At 32.9% G+C, this 16,865-nt stretch carries 17 protein-coding genes, 1 pseudogene and 2 riboswitches; of the genes and pseudogenes, 6 read left to right on the top strand and 12 right to left on the bottom strand.

What is annotated here, in order from left to right; translation table 11 throughout:
* Positions 1–61: 61 nt before the first annotated feature.
* The 8 genes and pseudogenes from CN946_RS07595 to CN946_RS07555 form a co-directional block, all read right to left on the bottom strand.
* Complete coding sequence (locus CN946_RS07595) at positions 62–355, bottom strand: putative quinol monooxygenase (RefSeq protein ID WP_098860587.1); 294 nt, start codon at positions 353–355, stop codon at positions 62–64.
* Between the two features lie 42 nt (positions 356–397).
* Positions 398–1,036: a nitroreductase family protein gene (locus tag CN946_RS07590; RefSeq protein ID WP_098860586.1), complete on the bottom strand. Its 639-nt coding sequence runs from the start codon at positions 1,034–1,036 to the stop codon at positions 398–400.
* 28 nt (positions 1,037–1,064) lie between these two features.
* Positions 1,065–1,505 (bottom strand): MarR family winged helix-turn-helix transcriptional regulator, encoded by a 441-nt coding sequence (locus CN946_RS07585; protein WP_286133863.1) that lies wholly within the window; start codon positions 1,503–1,505, stop codon positions 1,065–1,067.
* Between the two features lie 335 nt (positions 1,506–1,840).
* A complete protein-coding gene (locus CN946_RS07580; protein WP_098860585.1) occupies positions 1,841–2,299 on the bottom strand; it encodes a TspO/MBR family protein in 459 nt (152 codons plus the stop codon).
* Between the two features lie 435 nt (positions 2,300–2,734).
* Positions 2,735–4,069: a type I glutamate--ammonia ligase gene (gene glnA, locus CN946_RS07570; protein ID WP_098860584.1), complete on the bottom strand. Its 1,335-nt coding sequence runs from the start codon at positions 4,067–4,069 to the stop codon at positions 2,735–2,737.
* A gap of 114 nt (positions 4,070–4,183) precedes the next feature.
* Entirely contained in the window at positions 4,184–5,485 is a 1,302-nt protein-coding gene (locus tag CN946_RS07565; protein WP_176547246.1) for a glutamine synthetase family protein, read from the bottom strand.
* Positions 5,486–5,542: 57 nt separating this feature from the next.
* Positions 5,543–5,944, bottom strand: a complete 402-nt coding sequence (locus CN946_RS07560) for a MerR family transcriptional regulator (RefSeq protein WP_056470089.1) — start codon at positions 5,942–5,944, stop codon at positions 5,543–5,545.
* A 284-nt stretch (positions 5,945–6,228) separates the two neighbouring features.
* Positions 6,229–6,656: pseudogene (locus CN946_RS07555) on the bottom strand (GNAT family N-acetyltransferase).
* A 396-nt stretch (positions 6,657–7,052) separates the two neighbouring features.
* Here CN946_RS07555 and CN946_RS07550 point away from each other — a divergent pair.
* Positions 7,053–7,712: a CatB-related O-acetyltransferase gene (locus CN946_RS07550; RefSeq protein WP_098860583.1), complete on the top strand. Its 660-nt coding sequence runs from the start codon at positions 7,053–7,055 to the stop codon at positions 7,710–7,712.
* Between the two features lie 433 nt (positions 7,713–8,145).
* Here CN946_RS07550 and mtnA read toward each other — a convergent pair whose 3' ends face one another.
* The 3 genes from mtnA to CN946_RS07535 form a co-directional block, all read right to left on the bottom strand.
* Positions 8,146–9,192 carry an S-methyl-5-thioribose-1-phosphate isomerase gene (mtnA, locus tag CN946_RS07545; RefSeq protein WP_098860582.1) on the bottom strand — a complete coding sequence of 349 codons (1,047 nt, stop codon included), beginning with the start codon at positions 9,190–9,192 and terminating at the stop codon, positions 8,146–8,148.
* Positions 9,193–9,198: 6 nt separating this feature from the next.
* Positions 9,199–10,392: an S-methyl-5-thioribose kinase gene (gene mtnK, locus CN946_RS07540; RefSeq protein ID WP_286133862.1), complete on the bottom strand. Its 1,194-nt coding sequence runs from the start codon at positions 10,390–10,392 to the stop codon at positions 9,199–9,201.
* 53 nt (positions 10,393–10,445) lie between these two features.
* Positions 10,446–10,604: riboswitch (SAM riboswitch) on the bottom strand.
* Positions 10,605–10,667: 63 nt separating this feature from the next.
* A complete protein-coding gene (locus tag CN946_RS07535) occupies positions 10,668–11,450 on the bottom strand; it encodes a carbon-nitrogen family hydrolase (RefSeq protein WP_141546879.1) in 783 nt (260 codons plus the stop codon).
* A gap of 146 nt (positions 11,451–11,596) precedes the next feature.
* On the opposite strand from CN946_RS07535, the gene CN946_RS07530 reads away from it, so the two are divergent.
* The 5 genes from CN946_RS07530 (at position 11,597) to CN946_RS07510 (ending at position 16,039) form a co-directional block, all read left to right on the top strand.
* Positions 11,597–12,781 carry an aminotransferase class I/II-fold pyridoxal phosphate-dependent enzyme gene (locus CN946_RS07530; protein ID WP_483295377.1) on the top strand — a complete coding sequence of 395 codons (1,185 nt, stop codon included), beginning with the start codon at positions 11,597–11,599 and terminating at the stop codon, positions 12,779–12,781.
* 57 nt (positions 12,782–12,838) lie between these two features.
* Positions 12,839–12,942, top strand: a riboswitch (SAM riboswitch).
* Positions 12,943–13,006: 64 nt separating this feature from the next.
* A complete protein-coding gene (locus CN946_RS07525) occupies positions 13,007–14,227 on the top strand; it encodes a 2,3-diketo-5-methylthiopentyl-1-phosphate enolase (protein WP_098860580.1) in 1,221 nt (406 codons plus the stop codon).
* A gap of 6 nt (positions 14,228–14,233) precedes the next feature.
* Positions 14,234–14,887: a 2-hydroxy-3-keto-5-methylthiopentenyl-1-phosphate phosphatase gene (locus CN946_RS07520; protein WP_098860579.1), complete on the top strand. Its 654-nt coding sequence runs from the start codon at positions 14,234–14,236 to the stop codon at positions 14,885–14,887.
* Positions 14,884–15,510, top strand: coding sequence for a methylthioribulose 1-phosphate dehydratase (locus CN946_RS07515; protein ID WP_098860578.1), 627 nt, complete (start codon positions 14,884–14,886; stop codon positions 15,508–15,510). The genes CN946_RS07520 and CN946_RS07515 overlap by 4 nt, the downstream gene beginning before the upstream one ends.
* 16 nt (positions 15,511–15,526) lie before the next feature.
* On the top strand, positions 15,527–16,039 hold the full coding sequence (locus CN946_RS07510) for a cupin domain-containing protein (protein ID WP_098860577.1): 513 nt from the start codon (positions 15,527–15,529) through the stop codon (positions 16,037–16,039).
* Between the two features lie 48 nt (positions 16,040–16,087).
* Here the strand turns inward: CN946_RS07510 and CN946_RS07505 are convergent, their stop codons facing one another.
* Positions 16,088–16,786 carry a DUF421 domain-containing protein gene (locus tag CN946_RS07505; protein WP_098860576.1) on the bottom strand — a complete coding sequence of 233 codons (699 nt, stop codon included), beginning with the start codon at positions 16,784–16,786 and terminating at the stop codon, positions 16,088–16,090.
* Positions 16,787–16,865: the final 79 nt, after the last annotated feature.

Below are 16,865 nucleotides of genomic sequence, written 5' to 3'. Positions count from 1 at the left end.
TTTTTATACGTTTCAAATTATCGTCTAGTATATTTACTAACACTATTCAATTTTTGATAAATTACTTTATTTTATTTGCTTCATAAAGATTTATTTGAATAGGCGCTGTAAGGTATTCTTTTGCTTTTTCAGAAAACGCTGTAAAATGAGCACTTGTATTATGTGCAGCTACAGCATTTAAATCTTGCCAAGTTTCGACCATGATGTAATCATTTTCCCTATCCGTTTGTTTTGTCAAATCGTATGAAATATTCCCTTCTTCTGCTCTTGATAATTCTAATAGCGAAGTCATTTCCTCTAAAAATTTCGTTTCTTTTGCTGAATCAATTGTCATTTTCGCATGAATAATAATCATGATATATACCTTCTTTCATTGTGTTTTATTATATATTATTTTTTATTTCCACTCTGCTACACGTTCAACTGGTAATCGCACAGATTGATATCCTGCATCAACAGCCTTACCTATTGATATCAACATAACAGGAACATATCGGTCTTTATCCATACCGAATGCTTCTGCAATTTCGTCTTTTTCGAAGCCACCGATTGGACAAGTGTCATAACCATAAGCACGAGCAGTTAGCATAAATTGCATTGCTACCAATCCACCATCAATTAAAACAGTATCTTTCATTTGCTCGGCAGTACTGTTTGCAAAGAAACCACTAAGTGTTTCTAGTTGTTTCTCCTTAACGTCTGCTGGCATATAACCTAATTCGACTGCACGACCATATATTTCTTCAGCATAGTCAAAATTATTTAAGTCCCCAAAAAGTGCAATCATCGCAGAAGAAGTTTCAACTTGAGATTGATTAAATCGAGCCAATGGAGCTAATGTAGCTTTTGCTTCATCACTTTCAATTACTAAGAACCTCCACGGTTGCATATTTACTGAAGAAGGGGCTAAAGTAGCCGTTTCAATTATTTCATGCATTTCCTCCACTGGGATTTTAACATTTGGATCATATTTGCGGATCGAGCGTCTTCCTTTTAAAATTTCGTTAAAATTATTAGTTAATGTTGTCGTAGTCATTGTTGTATTCTCCTCTTTACTAATTTATTTAGTTATCGCGAACAGAATTAATTTGGTTCATATTTATTTGTATACGGTTTAAATATTCAAGCGTTAAGTCAATTTCTTCTTCGGAAAAGCCAATAAGCATGTTCTCTACAAACTCTACTTTTTCCTTCCATAAACTAGACATTTGATCTTGTCCCATTTCTGTTAATCTAACTAACGTTATTCTGTTATCAGTCTCACACTTTCTTCTAGTGATCTTTCCATTTAACTCAAGTTGTTTTAAATGTCTAGTAATTGCAGCACTATCAATTTTTAAAGTTTTTTGAAGCTGAGATTGACTAATTTCACCGTGCTCAAACAATTGATTCAAAATTTCTAATCGTGATTGACTAATACCCATACATTTTTCAAATGTTGTTTCAATTTGAACTTTTAACTCTTTTAATAGTGAAAGTACTTTTGTTTCTTTTGTATTAGGCACGCGCTACCTCCAAAAAAATATGATGAAATTTTATTAACAGTTAATAATTATTGACACATCAATCATTGACGGGTCAACCATTGATATGTCAATTAATATACACCTTAGTCCTACATGAATCAAGTACAAAATAAAAATTTAATTTTGTTATAAATTTCAGATGATTCAATTTCATTTCTTATTGATGATTTTTCTTCCCTGCAAAGAAGGAAACAAATAACATTACCCTTAGTTATTTGTTTCCTTCTTCATAATTTTTTAGCAATAATTGGTTGTTTAAAATTTAATTTGTAGAAGAGTCTAAGATTTAATAATTTTATATGAGACAAAAATTTTTAATGATTTAGACTGTAAATAGAAAAAGCTAAAAATGTAGCAAAAATAGTCCAAATAGCATAAGGAATTAATAAAACAGAGGCTAACATCGAATAGGGTATAGTTAATATGATTAATAATACTGCTGTTACTGCCACAATTAAACAATCTAATGCTGCTAAATCAAGTCTCTTTAATTTAAATTGAAAATAACTAAATGCCTGGTTACTTATATAATTTATAATCCAGATAAGCAAATAAATAAATGAAGTATTTTTTAAACCAATTTTGTACTCTACAATAGCGAGTGACAGTGCAATTAATAGATAGAGCACTCCCCACACTATTCCAAATAATTTACTAGGTGGAGTCCATACAGGTTTTTTCAACTTGCTATACCATTTAAGATCTATTGGAAATAATATCCCAGACAATGAAAATAATATTAACGCGAAAATAAATGTAAGAATTGAGCTCACATCCGTACCTCCCTATACTTGTACTCTACCAATTTATATGTATATAGTATGGTTTAAAAAAAAGAGTACTTTATTAAATACTCTTTTTTAGGGATTACAACATTATTTTCAACTTAAACGAATATAAAGTCCTATCGTATTTCTACATTTATAGGATTAATATCTAACGAAACATTTACCACACTATAATCATCTTTTTGACCATCCTTATACGTCCAGTACCCATTCGTTTCAGCTGTTTTTCTAAATGTTAGTTCAAATCCTTTATCATCATTAAAACTATAACTATGTACTTCTTTTGTTTGATCATTTTCAAGTAAATTATATGCTAAGAAATTTGGCGATTTACGGGCAATAAAAATAATTAATAAACAACCAACAAACTGCCCATAAATAAAAAACCCTCAACGCCAATAGCGTCAAGGGTTGATTTCATTAATATACTGACATGTATTGATCTCTTTCCCAAGGGTGAACTTGAGTACGGAAGATATCCCATTCGATTTCTTTTGCTTCTACAAAGTGTTCGAATAAGTGTGATCCTAGAGCACCAACGATTACTTCGTCAGTTTTTAATAGATCAAGTGCAGCTGCTAAAGTTGCTGGTAAATCGATGATTCCAACTTCTTCACGCTCTTCTTTAGACATAACGTAGATGTTACGGTCTACTGGAGCTGGAGCTTCTAATTTATTTTTGATTCCGTCTAAACCTGCTGCTAATAATACTGATAATGCTAAGTATGGGTTTGCAGCTGGGTCAACTGAACGTACTTCTACACGTGTGCTTAAGCCACGAGATGCAGGAATACGAATTAGTGGACTACGGTTTCTTGCAGACCAAGCAACGTAACATGGAGCTTCATAGCCAGGTACTAAACGTTTGTATGAGTTTACAGTTGGGTTTGTAACAGCTGTAAAGTTTGGAGCATGTTTTAAGATCCCTGCGATGAAATGACGTGCAGTTTCACTTAAACCTAATTCACCAGTCTCATCGTAGAATGCGTTTTTACCATTTGTAAATAACGATAAGTTACAGTGCATACCTGAACCATTTACACCAAATAGTGGTTTTGGCATGAAAGTAGCGTGTAAACCGTGTTTACGAGCGATTGTTTTTACAACTAATTTAAATGTTTGAATGTCATCACAAGCTTTGATTGCACCAGCATATTTGAAATCAATTTCATGTTGTCCTGGAGCTACTTCGTGGTGAGATGCTTCGATTTCAAAGCCCATTTCTTCAAGTTCAAGAACGATATCACGACGGCAGTTTTCACCTAAATCAGTTGGTGCTAAGTCGAAGTAACCGCCTTTATCATTTAATTCAAGAGTTGGCTCGCCTTTTTCATCTAATTTAAATAAGAAGAATTCTGGCTCAGGCCCTAAGTTGAAATCTGTGAAGCCTAAAGCTTCCGCTTCTTTTAACATACGTTTTAAGTTATTACGAGGATCTCCTTCAAATGGAGTGCCATCTGCATTGTAAATATCACAGATTAAACGAGCTACTTTTCCTTTTTCAGCAGTCCATGGGAATACTACCCAAGTGTCTAAATCTGGGAATAAATACATATCTGACTCTTCGATACGAACGAATCCTTCAATTGAAGAACCGTCAAACATCATTTTATTGTCTAAAGCTTTTTCAAGCTGACTTACTGGAATTTCAACGTTTTTGATAATCCCTAGTAAATCCGTAAATTGTAGACGTATGTACTTTACGTTTTGTTCTTTTGAAATACGGAAAATATCTTCTTTTGTAAACTTAGCCATTATAAAAGTTCCCCTTTCGTATGCAACAAACAAAATTAGTCTAACACACTTTAAAATAGAAAAGTAGAGAGATCCTACTTCCACTTTTCTATTTTTTTATTTTAAGTTTAGTGATTAGCAGTTTAAATATGTTTCTTTTTCCCATTCTGATACACGTAATCGATATGCATCCCATTCTTCTTTTTTATTTTGAAGGAATGAATAAAATACATGTTTTCCTAAAACTTGCTGCAGGAATTCACTGTTTTCAAGTTCTGTAACTGCTTCTAGTAAGCTTCCAGGCAATGTTTCAATACCTTCTGCTTTTCTAGTTACATCATCCATCAAATACAGGTTTTCACTACGCTCGACTGGAGGTGTTAATTTTCTTTCAACACCATCCAAGCCTGCAGATAATAGAACAGCTAAAGCTAAATAAGGATTTGCAGATGGGTCTGGATTTCGTACTTCGATTCTAGTACCTGCACCTCTTGCAGCTGGTATACGAATTGTACATGTACGATTACTTTGTGACCAAGCTACATAAACTGGTGCTTCATAGCCTGGAACTAAACGTTTATATGAATTAACTGTTGGATTTGTAACTGAAGCATTTGCACGAGCATGTGTTAAAACACCTGCAATAAATTGTCGTGCTGTTTCAGATAATCCAATTGAATCATGCTGATCATAAAAGGCATTACCATTATCATTTCCTAGACTCATATGACAATGCATACCTGAGCCATTTTCTCCAAAAATTGGTTTTGGCATGAAAGTAGCAACTAAACCATTTTTTTCAGCAATTGTTTTAACTGTATATTTAAATAATTGAATATTATCAGCTGTTTGTAATCCTGGTGCGTATTTCCAATCAATCTCATGTTGACCGATTGCAACTTCGTGATGTAAAGCCTCAACTTCTAAACCTAAAGCCTGAAGTGCTTTCGTAATTTCACGTCGTATTGTAACTGTTTTATCTAGGGGGGCTACATCAAAATATCCACCATTGTCATTTGGAACTAACTGATTTCCTTCCTTATTAAATAAGAAGAATTCAGGTTCAGGTCCTACATTAAAAGAAGTAAATCCCTTTTCAGTCGCTTTTTCAATTGCTCGTTTAAGCACATTTCTTGGATCACCTTCAAAAGGTGTACCATTCGGATAATAAACATCGCAAATGAAGAGTCCAACTTTTTCGTTAGTATCGACTTTCCAAGTATTCAAATCTGGGAAAAGCATCATATCACTTGCTTCAATTCTTGTGAATCCGTTAATACTAGAGCCATCAAACATAGTTTCATTATTAAGTATTTTTTCAATTTGTGTGATTGGTAGTTCTAAATGTTTGAAAACCCCTTCTACATCTGTAAAAAATAACTGTACAAATTCAAGACTGTGTTCTTCAACACTATTTAAAATCGTTTCCTTTTTCATTTATATTTCCCCCCATATAAATATAAAAGCTAGAATAATCCGGACTTAATCAATAACTTAATGAAAGAATCGAGACATATCTCCTTGTCGTAAAGAAGTTCTACCTAATTTACCATTTTGATATAACTCTTGACGAAGCATTTTTCGAAGCTGTTCATCGGATATTGATTTTTCAACAATGACTTGTTGAACCACTGTTTCTTTGGATTTTTCTGACGATTTTAAATTGAGTACTTCTTTAATTCCTGCTAAATTCAAGCCTTGTTCTATAAAAGTTTTTATCTCTAATAATCGATCGACATCATTGAAAGAAAATAATCTACGATTACCTTCAGTACGAGCTGGACGAATTAAATCATGCTCTTCATAATATCGAATTTGTCTTGCAGATAATTCAGTTAACGAAATGACTATTCCGATTGGGAAAAGTGGCGTTGAGCGTCTTACTTGATCATTCATAGCAATGCTCCTTTCGTTCATCTATAAGTATTTTATTTCATGTTAGATAACCTGTCAATACGATGTTAGAAAATCTAACATGAAAATATTTGTTTTTTATTCTATGCAATATTAGGTAAAATTCTACTATTTTATTAAAAAAAATAATCTCCATTAGTTTGGAGATTATAAGGGTTTGTATTCTCTTCATATATGATTAAATACGATTATTTTTTGATCGTTATTTTAGCTTGGATTCATTTGAATGTCCCTAATTGAAACTGATATGGTATCCAATAAGAACTTTAACATGATAAATCTTTTTTTAAGAAGAAATGCTCATAATCTCTCCCAACTTTATCAAGAGTTCCATAAACTTGATAGCCGAACTTCTTATAAAAATCTAAAGCCTGGAAACTCAAAGTATCTACCTTTATGAAATCACAATTCTTTTTAAGTGCAATTTGTTCAACTTCAAGTAACAATTTGGTTCCATATCCTAGTTTTCGAATATCTTCATCAATCATAAAAGTATGAATCTCTAACCAATTCCAGCAAATCTCACCTAATATCCCGCCACGTACATTACCATTTTCATCCTTAAGAAATAAATTAATCTCTTGATATCTGCCCCTTAAATCTTCAGGAAAATGTTTTAGTTAAATTCATACAAACTACTATTAATATATTCCTTATCTTTCTCATTTAAATCTTTAGTTATATTTAGATCCATTTTAACTTTTCTCCTATTCTATTTCATACGATTATTAAGTAAATATCGCATGATTGTTTTCGCTAAGAAGACTTATCAGTGGTAGCATAATAAATTTTACCTTATTTTACCATTTCCCTCTTCGTAATTATGCTTTTTTGTTCAACTATCCTGTCATTTACTTTAATAAAAAAGACTCATTTTAGCAGCTAATCTTAAACTAATGCACGATTAGTTTAAGTACATAATTTTACAATTTGACTAAAGTAATTTATTAAGTTATGATTTTTTTTACGCTAACAGAAAGGCTGAAGATAATGATTCGTCGTTTGAAAAAGTTTAAAAATGTCGCTGTGGTATTAAGCTTCTAAGTAAGTTCTAGAATCTACAATACTTAGAAGCGAGGAATATATAATTATGAATCATCCATTTTTTAATCATTGGTCTGAAACAAAGTATATAAAAGATATAGTGACAAATCCGCTCATTGAAGTAGGGGAGTATTCCTATTATTCAGGGTATTATGGTAATCAAAATTTTGAAGATGGCTGTGTAAGGTATTTATGGGGTGATGCTAAATCCCAAGAACTCTTCAATCCAATTGAACAGTTTGGTTGGCATCTAGATAAACTCATTATTGGAAATTATGTTTGTATTGCAAGTGGAGTTGTCATTTTAATGGGTGGTAATCATAACCACCATTCAGAATGGATCACAGTTTATCCATTTGTTGAACAAATAGGACAATCTTATGAACCAAAAGATGATACAGTTATTAAAAGCGATGCCTGGATTGGTATGAACGCTATTATAATGCCTGGTGTTACAATTGGTGAAGGGGCAATCGTTGCAGCAGGTTCTGTCGTAACTAAGAACGTCCCTCCATATACAATAGTTGGTGGAAATCCTGCAATAGAAATAAAGAAACGGTTCACTGATTCAGAAATTAATAAACTAATGGAAATGCGTTGGTTTGATTGGGATAGAGAATTGGTTAAGAGGTCGATACCTCTTTTGTCCAGTTCATCCATTGAAAAGTTATATGATTTTTATAATATTGAAGTAAAAGATAGATAATTTCATTAATCAATTTATACCAATTAGTTAAAATAGAAATACTTTTTTTATGATTAAAGCATGCTGTGCTAAAAAAAGCCAATCCCTACAAGTAAGGATTGGCTTTAATATGTTTTCTTTTGTTATTCAAAATTTCATATAGTTTCTATATTAATAGAAGATTCGGGTTCACATAAACGTATATTTCGAAACTCAAAAGCTAGTTAATTGGGCTTTTTATATTTTTAATCACAACTTAACATTACCTACCCAATCTTTTACTAATTAAGTTTTAAAATTGTACAAGAATGAGTAAAACTGCTCTTTTTAACTATTTCCTAGGGAAGAACTTAACTAATAAACGGAAATCGTTTTTTCTCTTTTAAATGCAATCATTAATCGATCAAAAGTCCCTCAATAATAAGTTGAAGGACTTTTGCGTTGAATTAAATTACTATTGCTCCCAACTTTTAAACGTTTCTTTATAATCGCTAGAAACAATTCCTTTTTCAGTAATAATCGCCGTTATTAATTCATTCGGCGTCACGTCAAACGCTGGGTTTAGTACATCGATTCCTTCAGGGGCAATTTGAACATTTCCGATATGCGTTACTTCAGTACGATCGCGTTGTTCAATGACAATTTCATTCCCTGATTCGATTGATAAATCAATTGTTGATAAAGGAGCTGCTACATAAAATGGGATTTGGTAAAAGTTTGCTAAAATCGCTAATTGTAATGTTCCAATTTTATTTGCAGTGTCTCCATTTGCAGTAATGCGATCAGCTCCAACAATAACTGCATCAACTTTTTGATTTTGTAATAAGTAGCCGACCATATTATCAGTTAATAATGTAACAGGGATACCACTTTGGTTCAATTCCCAAGATGTCAGTCTTGCACCTTGAAATACTGGTCTTGTTTCTGTTGCATAAGCTGAAATTTCCCAACCTTTTTCTTTTGCTAAGTGAAGTGGAGCTAAAGCTGTTCCATATCGACTTGTCGCAATACTCCCTGCGTTACAATGAGTTAAAACTGTTGCACCGTCATGTAATAATGTTAAAGCGTTTTCACCGATTTCCTTGCAAGTTGCCTCATCAGCTACATGTAATTTAATCGCTTCTTCCATGATGATTAATTTAGCTTCAGATACAGTCACTGCTTCTTTACTAGAGCCAATTAGTTTTTCAACAGCCCATGCTAAATTTACTGCAGTTGGTCTAGCACTAATTAGTTCATCCGCTAATAATCGTGCTTGTTGATGAAATTCATCAATTTGTTCAGTTTTGATTTCTCGAACACCTAAATAAAGTCCATATGCAGCTGCTAAACCAATCGCTGGTGCTCCTCTTACTTGTAATTTTACGATTGCTTCACGTACATCTAATAATGTCGTTGCATCCAAATAGTGTATTTCAATTGGTAATTTTGTTTGGTCTAAAATTTTTAAACTTTCACCGTTCCATTGTAATGATTCAGGTATTTGCTGTAATGTAGTCATCGATTATTACTCCAATCCATTAAGTAAATTTCCAATATTTCTAATAGTAAATCTATTTTTTATACAATAAACTCCGAATTTTAAGACTTTTTTCTTTGCTTCAATTTTTTGATTATGTTCCAGTGAATCAATATCTTCAACGTGAGCAAGACCGATACTTCTTCGGATTAATTCACATCCAATAACCCCAATTGCATCCACCCAATATCCTTCTAGTTTTTCTTTAATTAGAGCTATTTGGTTAAACGGTCTAACACTATGCTCTTCCCATAATCGAATAAATGTTTCATTAAAAACTTTTTCAATGTTTAAAATGTGTTCAATAATTTCGTCTTTTAGTTCAGTACGGCTGAAAAGTTGAAAAAGTAAATTTGCCTGAATTTGCCCTAAATCAAATCCGATTGGTCCGACAAATGCAAATTCCGGGTCAATTATTTTTGTTTCTGTTTCAGATACGAAAATGCTTCCCGTATGTAAATCACCATGTAATAAAGCTTCTTTTTTCGATAAGAAATCTAATTTTAGTTTCGCAACCTCAATTTGTAGATCTGCATCATTCCATAGTTCTTGAATTTCTTCTGTTAATTCTTCTTCAAAACTATTTGTTTCACTGTTAAAAAATGGATCTGTATAAACAAGATTTTCTGTTATATCACATAAGTCTGGATTATTAAAAAGATACTCTAGCTCTTTTTTCTTAGCTGGTGAAGTTCCGAAGTCTGAAGTGAAAAATAGAGACTTTGCTAAAAATTCACCGATATGTTCAGCTAAAAACGGATAGCTTTTTTTCTCAATGAAACCTTTTCGTAAAATTTGCAAGTGAGAAAGGTCCTCCATTACAGTTACGGCTTGTTCTTCATCATGTTCTAAAATTTTTGGTGCATGTAGTGGGATTAGCTCATTGTATATTTTTGTCGCATTACTCTCGATCGTAGCTCGCTTTAATGTAAGTGGCCAGCTTTCACCAACAACTTTTGCATATGGCAGAGCCTGTTTTATAATTAACCCTTTCTCGCTTCCTACTGGATTAACTTTAAACACTAAATTTAAATTTCCATCCCCGATTTCTATACTTTCACATAGTTCATTTTTAAAATAGCCAAGTTTTTGTAAATAAGTTATTGCAGTTGCTTCTGTTAATGGTCTATATTCTTTTCGTTCAATGACAGTCACTAAATTCATCCCCTTTGAATTTTGCAAAATAAAAAGCCTCTTTTCCGAGACGAAAAGAGGCAATACTAATTGGCTTTCGTCTCTTATCTACCAGAAAATTTCTTTTCTGTTGGAATTAGCACCGTGCCTTACTGAGCATTTAAGCTCAGGCGTATACAATACGCCCCATTTCACAATGGTATTACGGTCGGTTGCTGGGCATCGTCGGGCCAAATCCCTCCGCCTACTCGAAATAAGAGTTCGCATATTTGATTTTATAATCGTATTTTAGTTTATAGATTTTAAATTTGTCAATTATTTTTTTAAAACTTTTTGTAAATTTCTTCTTTTCTGTCTTCAAAAATAGGGATTGTACCGCGTATTTCATCGACTTTTTTCGGATCAATTTCGCCAAAAACGATTTCTTCATTCGTGCTGCCTTTGGTAACTACTTCTCCCCAAGGGTCAATGATCATCGATCCTCCACCAAATGTATTCGCTAAATCTTTTCCTACTCGATTACAAGCAACGACATAACACTGATTTTCGATTGCTCTTGCTTTTAATAAGATTTCCCAATGATTCATTCTTTGAATTGGCCATTCAGCAACAAAAAATAAACCTTTTGCACCTTTTTGAGAATGCGCTCCAATCCATTCAGGAAAACGCAAATCATAGCAAACGAAACCTGCAACCGTTAATCCATCGATTTCAAAGAGACCATCTGTTTCACCTGATTGTAGATAGTGATGCTCGTTCATTAACTGGAATAAGTGAACTTTATCATATGTTTTTACTAATTCACCAGTACTGTTAATAACAATTAACGTATTCGTTACACCTTTTTCTCTTGCAATTGGGAACGAACCAGCAATCAAAATTACGTTTTTTGATTTTGCGATTGACTGAAGTTCAGAAATAACCGCTTCTTGTTCATCTGTGTGCAAACCAATTTCTTCCAGACAATAGCCTGTTGTCCATAATTCCGGTAATACGATTATACGGACATTTTCTTTAACAGCTTCGTTTATTTGAGTTTTCATTTTCTCTAAATTAGACTTTGATTCACCTAAAATAACGTCAGATTGAATACACGCAATTTTAATCACAATTTATTCACCCTATTCTAAATTTTATAGACATTTTTAAATCGAGCATATATGATGGTGAAAGTTATTGCAACAGTCGTTCATGAAAATCATTCGATTAAGAAACGATCTATTCAAATTAATTTTATTATATTTTTGGAGTGATTAACTTGAATCATAGTAAACTATTAAACAATTTACCAAAACAATTTTTTGCTTCACTAGTCCAAAAAGTGAATCAGTCAATAAGTAATGGTCATGATGTAATTAATCTTGGTCAAGGAAATCCTGATCAACCTACACCCGACCATATTATAAAAGCATTACAAAAGTCTGTTGAAAACCCTTTAACTCATCGTTATTCTCCGTTTAGAGGAATGAGCTCTCTTAAAAATGCTGTTGTAGAATTTTATAAACGAGAGTATGATGTTGATTTAGACCCAGAGGAAGAAGTAGCTATCTTATTCGGTGGAAAAGCTGGATTAGTTGAGCTACCACTTTGTTTATGTGACGCAGGGGATACAATTTTAGTTCCTGACCCAGGCTATCCAGACTATTTATCGGGTATATCTCTTTCAAAAACAGTCCCATATATGCTTCCATTACTTGAAGAAAATCAATTTTTACCAGATTATAAATCAATTCCTCAGGATGTTTTAGGTGCTAGTAAAATATTATTTATCAATTATCCAAATAATCCCACAGGTGCTATAGCAACTGAAGAATTTTTTAAAGAAACAGTTGAGCTTGCAAAAAATAATCAGATTACAGTTTGTCATGATTTTGCTTACGGCGCATTTGGTTTTGACGGCAAAAAACCTTTAAGTTATCTTCAAACGCCTGGGGCAAAGGAGTGCGGGATTGAAATTTATACCCTTTCTAAAACGTATAATATGGCTGGTTGGAGAATTGGTTTTGCAGTTGGAAATAAAGAGGTTATTTCTGCAATTAATCTATTACAGGATCATCTTTACGTTAGCATCTTCCCTGCTGTTCAAGAAGCTGCCGCTGTTGCGCTTACTGAATCTCAAGAAAGTGTCAAACAACTATTGGCACTTTATGAAGAACGTAGAAATGTATTTATTAGCGGCTGTCACGAAATTGGATGGGAAGTAACTGCACCAGCAGGCTCGTTTTTTGCATGGTTAAAAATTCCATCTGGTTTTACTTCACAGGAATTTGCTGATCTATTACTTGAAAAGGCTCATATCGCAGTCGCTCCAGGAAATGGATTTGGAGAATATGGTGAAGGTTATGTAAGAGTCGGGCTATTATCAGATGCTGATCGATTGAAGGAAGCAGTTGCTAGATTAAAAGAGATTGAAATATTTTCAAAATTTAATGTTTGACAATTGCGATTGTTCATGAAATAATGCGATTAGATTAAGAATTCAAAATTAAATATTACTTTATTCAGAGTAGGTGGAGGGACCGAGCCCGATGAAACCCGGCAACCGGCTAGTTAACTAGTACGGTGCTAATTCTCGCAGCATTTGCTGACAGATAAGGTGTAGGTAAACCTCTCCTTAGTGGAGAGGTTTTTTGTTTGATTAAAACTTTTTGGAGGTTTTGAGATGAGTGGAGTAATAGCAACTTACCAAGTTTATGATAAAAATCATCATTTAGAAAAAAAGGCAGAGTCAATCGCACTAGGTTTAACGGTTGGTTCTTGGACGTCTTTACCTCAAAATGATCAAATACAATTACAAAAGCATAAAGGCAAAGTTCTTTCAGTTCATGAATTAGATTGCGAAGAGAATATCGTTAACTTTTTAGGGTATAAACCGACAAAAGGGATTATTGAAATCTATTATCCTAGCTTAAATTTTTCAGCTGATCTTCCAGCTATTTTAACAACCGTTTTCGGTAAGCTATCCCTTGATGGTGAAATTAAACTAATTGATTTAAATTTTACTGACGACATTTTAAATCTTTTTCCGGGTCCAAAATTTGGTATTAAAGGCATTCGAGAGAAATTGGATGTATATGATCGACCTTTATTAATGAGCATTTTCAAATCAATTATCGGCAGAGATATTAGATACATTTCAGAGGAATTAAAAAAGCAAGCTTTAGGTGGCGTTGATTTAATTAAAGATGACGAGATTCTTTTTGACACGATTACATCTATTACGGATCGCGTCACTCACGGAAAAAATATTTTGAACCAAGTTTATGAGAAAACAGGACACAAAACATTATATGCGGTGAATTTAACTGGCCGTACATATGATTTAAAAGAAAAAGCATTACGTGCTGCAGAAGCTGGTGCTGATGTGTTTTTATTAAATGTGTTCTCGTATGGAATTGATGTCCTTCAAGATTTGGCAGAAGATCCATCAATTAATATTCCAATTATGGCTCATCCTGCTGTATCGGGGGCGTTTACATCATCACCAATTTATGGAATTGACGCAGGATTATTACTAGGGAAACTTTTACGAATTGCTGGTGCAGATTTTAGTCTATTCCCTTCACCATATGGATCAGTTGCATTACAAAAAGAGACAGCTTTAAAAATCGCTGAAAATTTAACAGTATCAAATGGATTAAAAGAGACTTTCCCAGTCCCTTCTGCTGGAATTCACCCAGGACTAGTGCCTCAATTAATTCAAGATTTTGGAATTGAGCAAGTCATCAACGCTGGCGGCGGTGTTCATGGTCATCCGGATGGACCAATCGGTGGAGGTAATGCATTTAGAGAAGCAATTTCAGCAACATTGTCTGGAGTTGAGCTAAAAGACTACGCACTTCCAAATACATCACTACAAAAAGCATTACAACTTTGGGGGTAAACAACAATGGCAATAAAGATTTTTTGTGATTTTGATGGAACAATTACTGAGGGAGACAATATCGTTAATTTAATTAAAGAATTTGCTCCACCTTCAGTAAGTGAATTAACAAGTGAAGTATTAAATGGCAATATATCAATTCGAGAAGGCGTAGAGAAAATGTTTGCTACGATTCCTTCAACGAAAAAACAAGAAATGACCGATTTTGTAATTGATCGTACTGTCATTCGATATGGTTTTAGCGATTTTATTCAATTTGTAAGCGCTCAACAATATGAGTTAAAAGTTGTAAGTGGCGGACTAGATTTTTTCGTTCATCCAATTTTAGCGAATTATCTTCCATCTTCAGATATCTTATGTAATCGTACTGACTTTACAGGTCAAACTGTAAAAATTCATTGGGATCACTCTTGTGATGAAAACTGTACGAATGATTGTGGAATGTGTAAACCATCTGTTAAAAGAAAGTTTAGTGAATCAAATGATTTTATCATTGTCATTGGCGATTCAATTACTGACTTACAAATTGCAAAAGAAGCCAATTTAATTTTTGCTCGAGATTTCTTAAAAGATAAATGTGAAGAACTATCTTTACATTTCATTCCTTTTGAAAATTTCTATGATATTCGAGCTTCATTAGAGAAGGAGGTGTTAGTATGAAGGACTTTTTCAAGCATTATGATGAAATACGCGAAGTAAAAAAAGTACTAGCTGATCGAGATTGGTTTTTAGGAACTAGCGGAAATTTATCAATTAAAGTAAATGAGGAGCCTTTAAACTTTTTAGTTACAACTAGTGGTAAAGATAAAACTAAACATACTTATGACGATTTTTTACTCGTTAATGAATTTGACCAATCTGTTTGGGATGAATCAAAAAAACCTTCAGCTGAAGCCATTTTACATCGTCTAATTTATCAACACACTAATGCAAAATGCGTTCTTCATGTACACACTTTAGCAAATAACTTTATAACAAAGGATTTTCCATATCAAGATGAGTTATCTTTTTCTGGTATCGAAATTATTAAAGCATTAGGACTATGGGAAGAAAATGCAGAAATTACAATTCCAATTATAAAAAATTATGCGCATATCCCTACTCTTGCAAATGAATTTCTTCCACATATTAAGAATGATCATGGTGCTGTATTAATTCATAATCATGGTATAACAGTATGGGCCGAATCAGCATTTGAGGCTAAGAAACATTTAGAAGCTTATGAGTTTCTATTCCAATATGCATTGCAAGGTATACAAAAAAATACATTTATAAAGAACTAACTTGGAGGAATGAAGAATGGCAACAATTTGGGTAGAAAAAAAAGATTATCATATTACAAGTGATGTTGAAGTAAAAGCATATTTAGAAGAACAAGGTGTAATTTACGAAAATTGGAATATCGAACAATTACATAGTTCGTTACAAGAAAAGTTTAGTTTATCAGATGATGAAAAAGCAGCGATTCTTGAAACTTTTAAAGCTGAAATCGACAGTATTTCATCAAGACGTGGCTATTTAGCGAGTGATATTATTACTCTTTCAGAAGCAACTCCAAATCTTGACGAATTACTTAAAAACTTCAACCGTGAGCATCATCATACAGATGACGAAGTTCGCTTCATTGTTAGCGGTCACGGTACGTTTATTATCGAAGGAAATGAAGGATTTTTCCATGTTAATTTGAATCCTGGAGATTTAATTTCTGTACCACCAAATGTACGCCATTACTTCACGTTAGCAGAAGATCTTAAAGTAGTTGCTGTTCGATTGTTTGTTACTACTGAAGGCTGGGTACCGATTTACGAATAATTAGATAAAAACTAAATTGACTCATATCCACTTTAGGATGTGAGTCAATTAATTTTCTTCTTCATTGAAATGATCTTCTCGGTAATCGATATATAAAGACCCATCGGTTTGTACTTCAACAAAAAAAACTTCTGAAACCGATTTTATGCCTACCCTTTCGAGTTGAGACATTAACCATTTTTTATCCAAGTTTAAATTTGATAACGCATCTTCATTTATTTCCCCATCAGATACCACCGCTGTTGAAGTTGGAAATAATAATGTTTTTTTCCATGTTTTATTTTTCTTCGTTTTAACATCTTTTGTTTTCATTATAGATAGACTTCCATCAATTTCAAATATAGCGTATTCTACATCTTTTAACGAATAAATATTTTCATTACGTAGCATTCCTTGAAATTGTTCTGTATCTAATCTAGCTTTTTTTAATGCATTTTCCATTATTTTTCCTTGTCTAATTAAGATTATTGGCTCTCCAAGTATAAACTTTCGTGCAGTCTTAGATTTCAAACTTAAATAACCCATTATAATTGTTAAAACTGCCCAGCCAACTAATCCAATTATGCCATCCCCAACATCTAATGTTTTATCTGCCGAAATTGATGCAGCTATATTCCCTATTGTAATAGCCGTTATAAATGTAAAAACATCTAATTGACTAATTTCCTTCTTCCCCATTAACCTCGTTAAAATAAATAATACAAAAAATGAGCATATAACCCTAAATAAAACTTCATTTAAGCTCATTTATTTCATCCTTTCTCTTTTACACAAACCATTTTAAATATTATTAATCAACTTAGCGTTTGAAAAATGGAATGAAACT

The sequence above is a fragment of the Bacillus sp. AFS053548 genome (genome assembly GCF_002575105.1).
Classification (GTDB): Bacteria; Bacillota; Bacilli; order Bacillales; family Bacillaceae_G; genus Gottfriedia.
Note: the sequence above shows the minus strand (reverse complement) of the source record. Positions and strands in the feature narration are given on the sequence as shown.

Bases quoted from the DNA above. Each gene is read 5' to 3' on its own strand.
- CN946_RS07595 (WP_098860587.1), bottom strand. From the start codon at position 355: ATGATTATTATTCATGCGAAAATGACAATTGATTCAGCAAAAGAAACG.
- CN946_RS07590 (WP_098860586.1), bottom strand. From the start codon at position 1,036: ATGACTACGACAACATTAACTAATAATTTTAACGAAATTTTAAAAGGA.
- glnA (WP_098860584.1), bottom strand. From the start codon at position 4,069: ATGGCTAAGTTTACAAAAGAAGATATTTTCCGTATTTCAAAAGAACAA.
- CN946_RS07565 (WP_176547246.1), bottom strand. From the start codon at position 5,485: ATGAAAAAGGAAACGATTTTAAATAGTGTTGAAGAACACAGTCTTGAA.
- CN946_RS07560 (WP_056470089.1), bottom strand. From the start codon at position 5,944: ATGAATGATCAAGTAAGACGCTCAACGCCACTTTTCCCAATCGGAATA.
- CN946_RS07550 (WP_098860583.1), top strand. From the start codon at position 7,053: ATGAATCATCCATTTTTTAATCATTGGTCTGAAACAAAGTATATAAAA.
- mtnA (WP_098860582.1), bottom strand. From the start codon at position 9,192: ATGACTACATTACAGCAAATACCTGAATCATTACAATGGAACGGTGAA.
- CN946_RS07525 (WP_098860580.1), top strand. From the start codon at position 13,007: ATGAGTGGAGTAATAGCAACTTACCAAGTTTATGATAAAAATCATCAT.
- CN946_RS07520 (WP_098860579.1), top strand. From the start codon at position 14,234: ATGGCAATAAAGATTTTTTGTGATTTTGATGGAACAATTACTGAGGGA.
- CN946_RS07515 (WP_098860578.1), top strand. From the start codon at position 14,884: ATGAAGGACTTTTTCAAGCATTATGATGAAATACGCGAAGTAAAAAAA.
- CN946_RS07510 (WP_098860577.1), top strand. From the start codon at position 15,527: ATGGCAACAATTTGGGTAGAAAAAAAAGATTATCATATTACAAGTGAT.
- CN946_RS07505 (WP_098860576.1), bottom strand. From the start codon at position 16,786: ATGAGCTTAAATGAAGTTTTATTTAGGGTTATATGCTCATTTTTTGTA.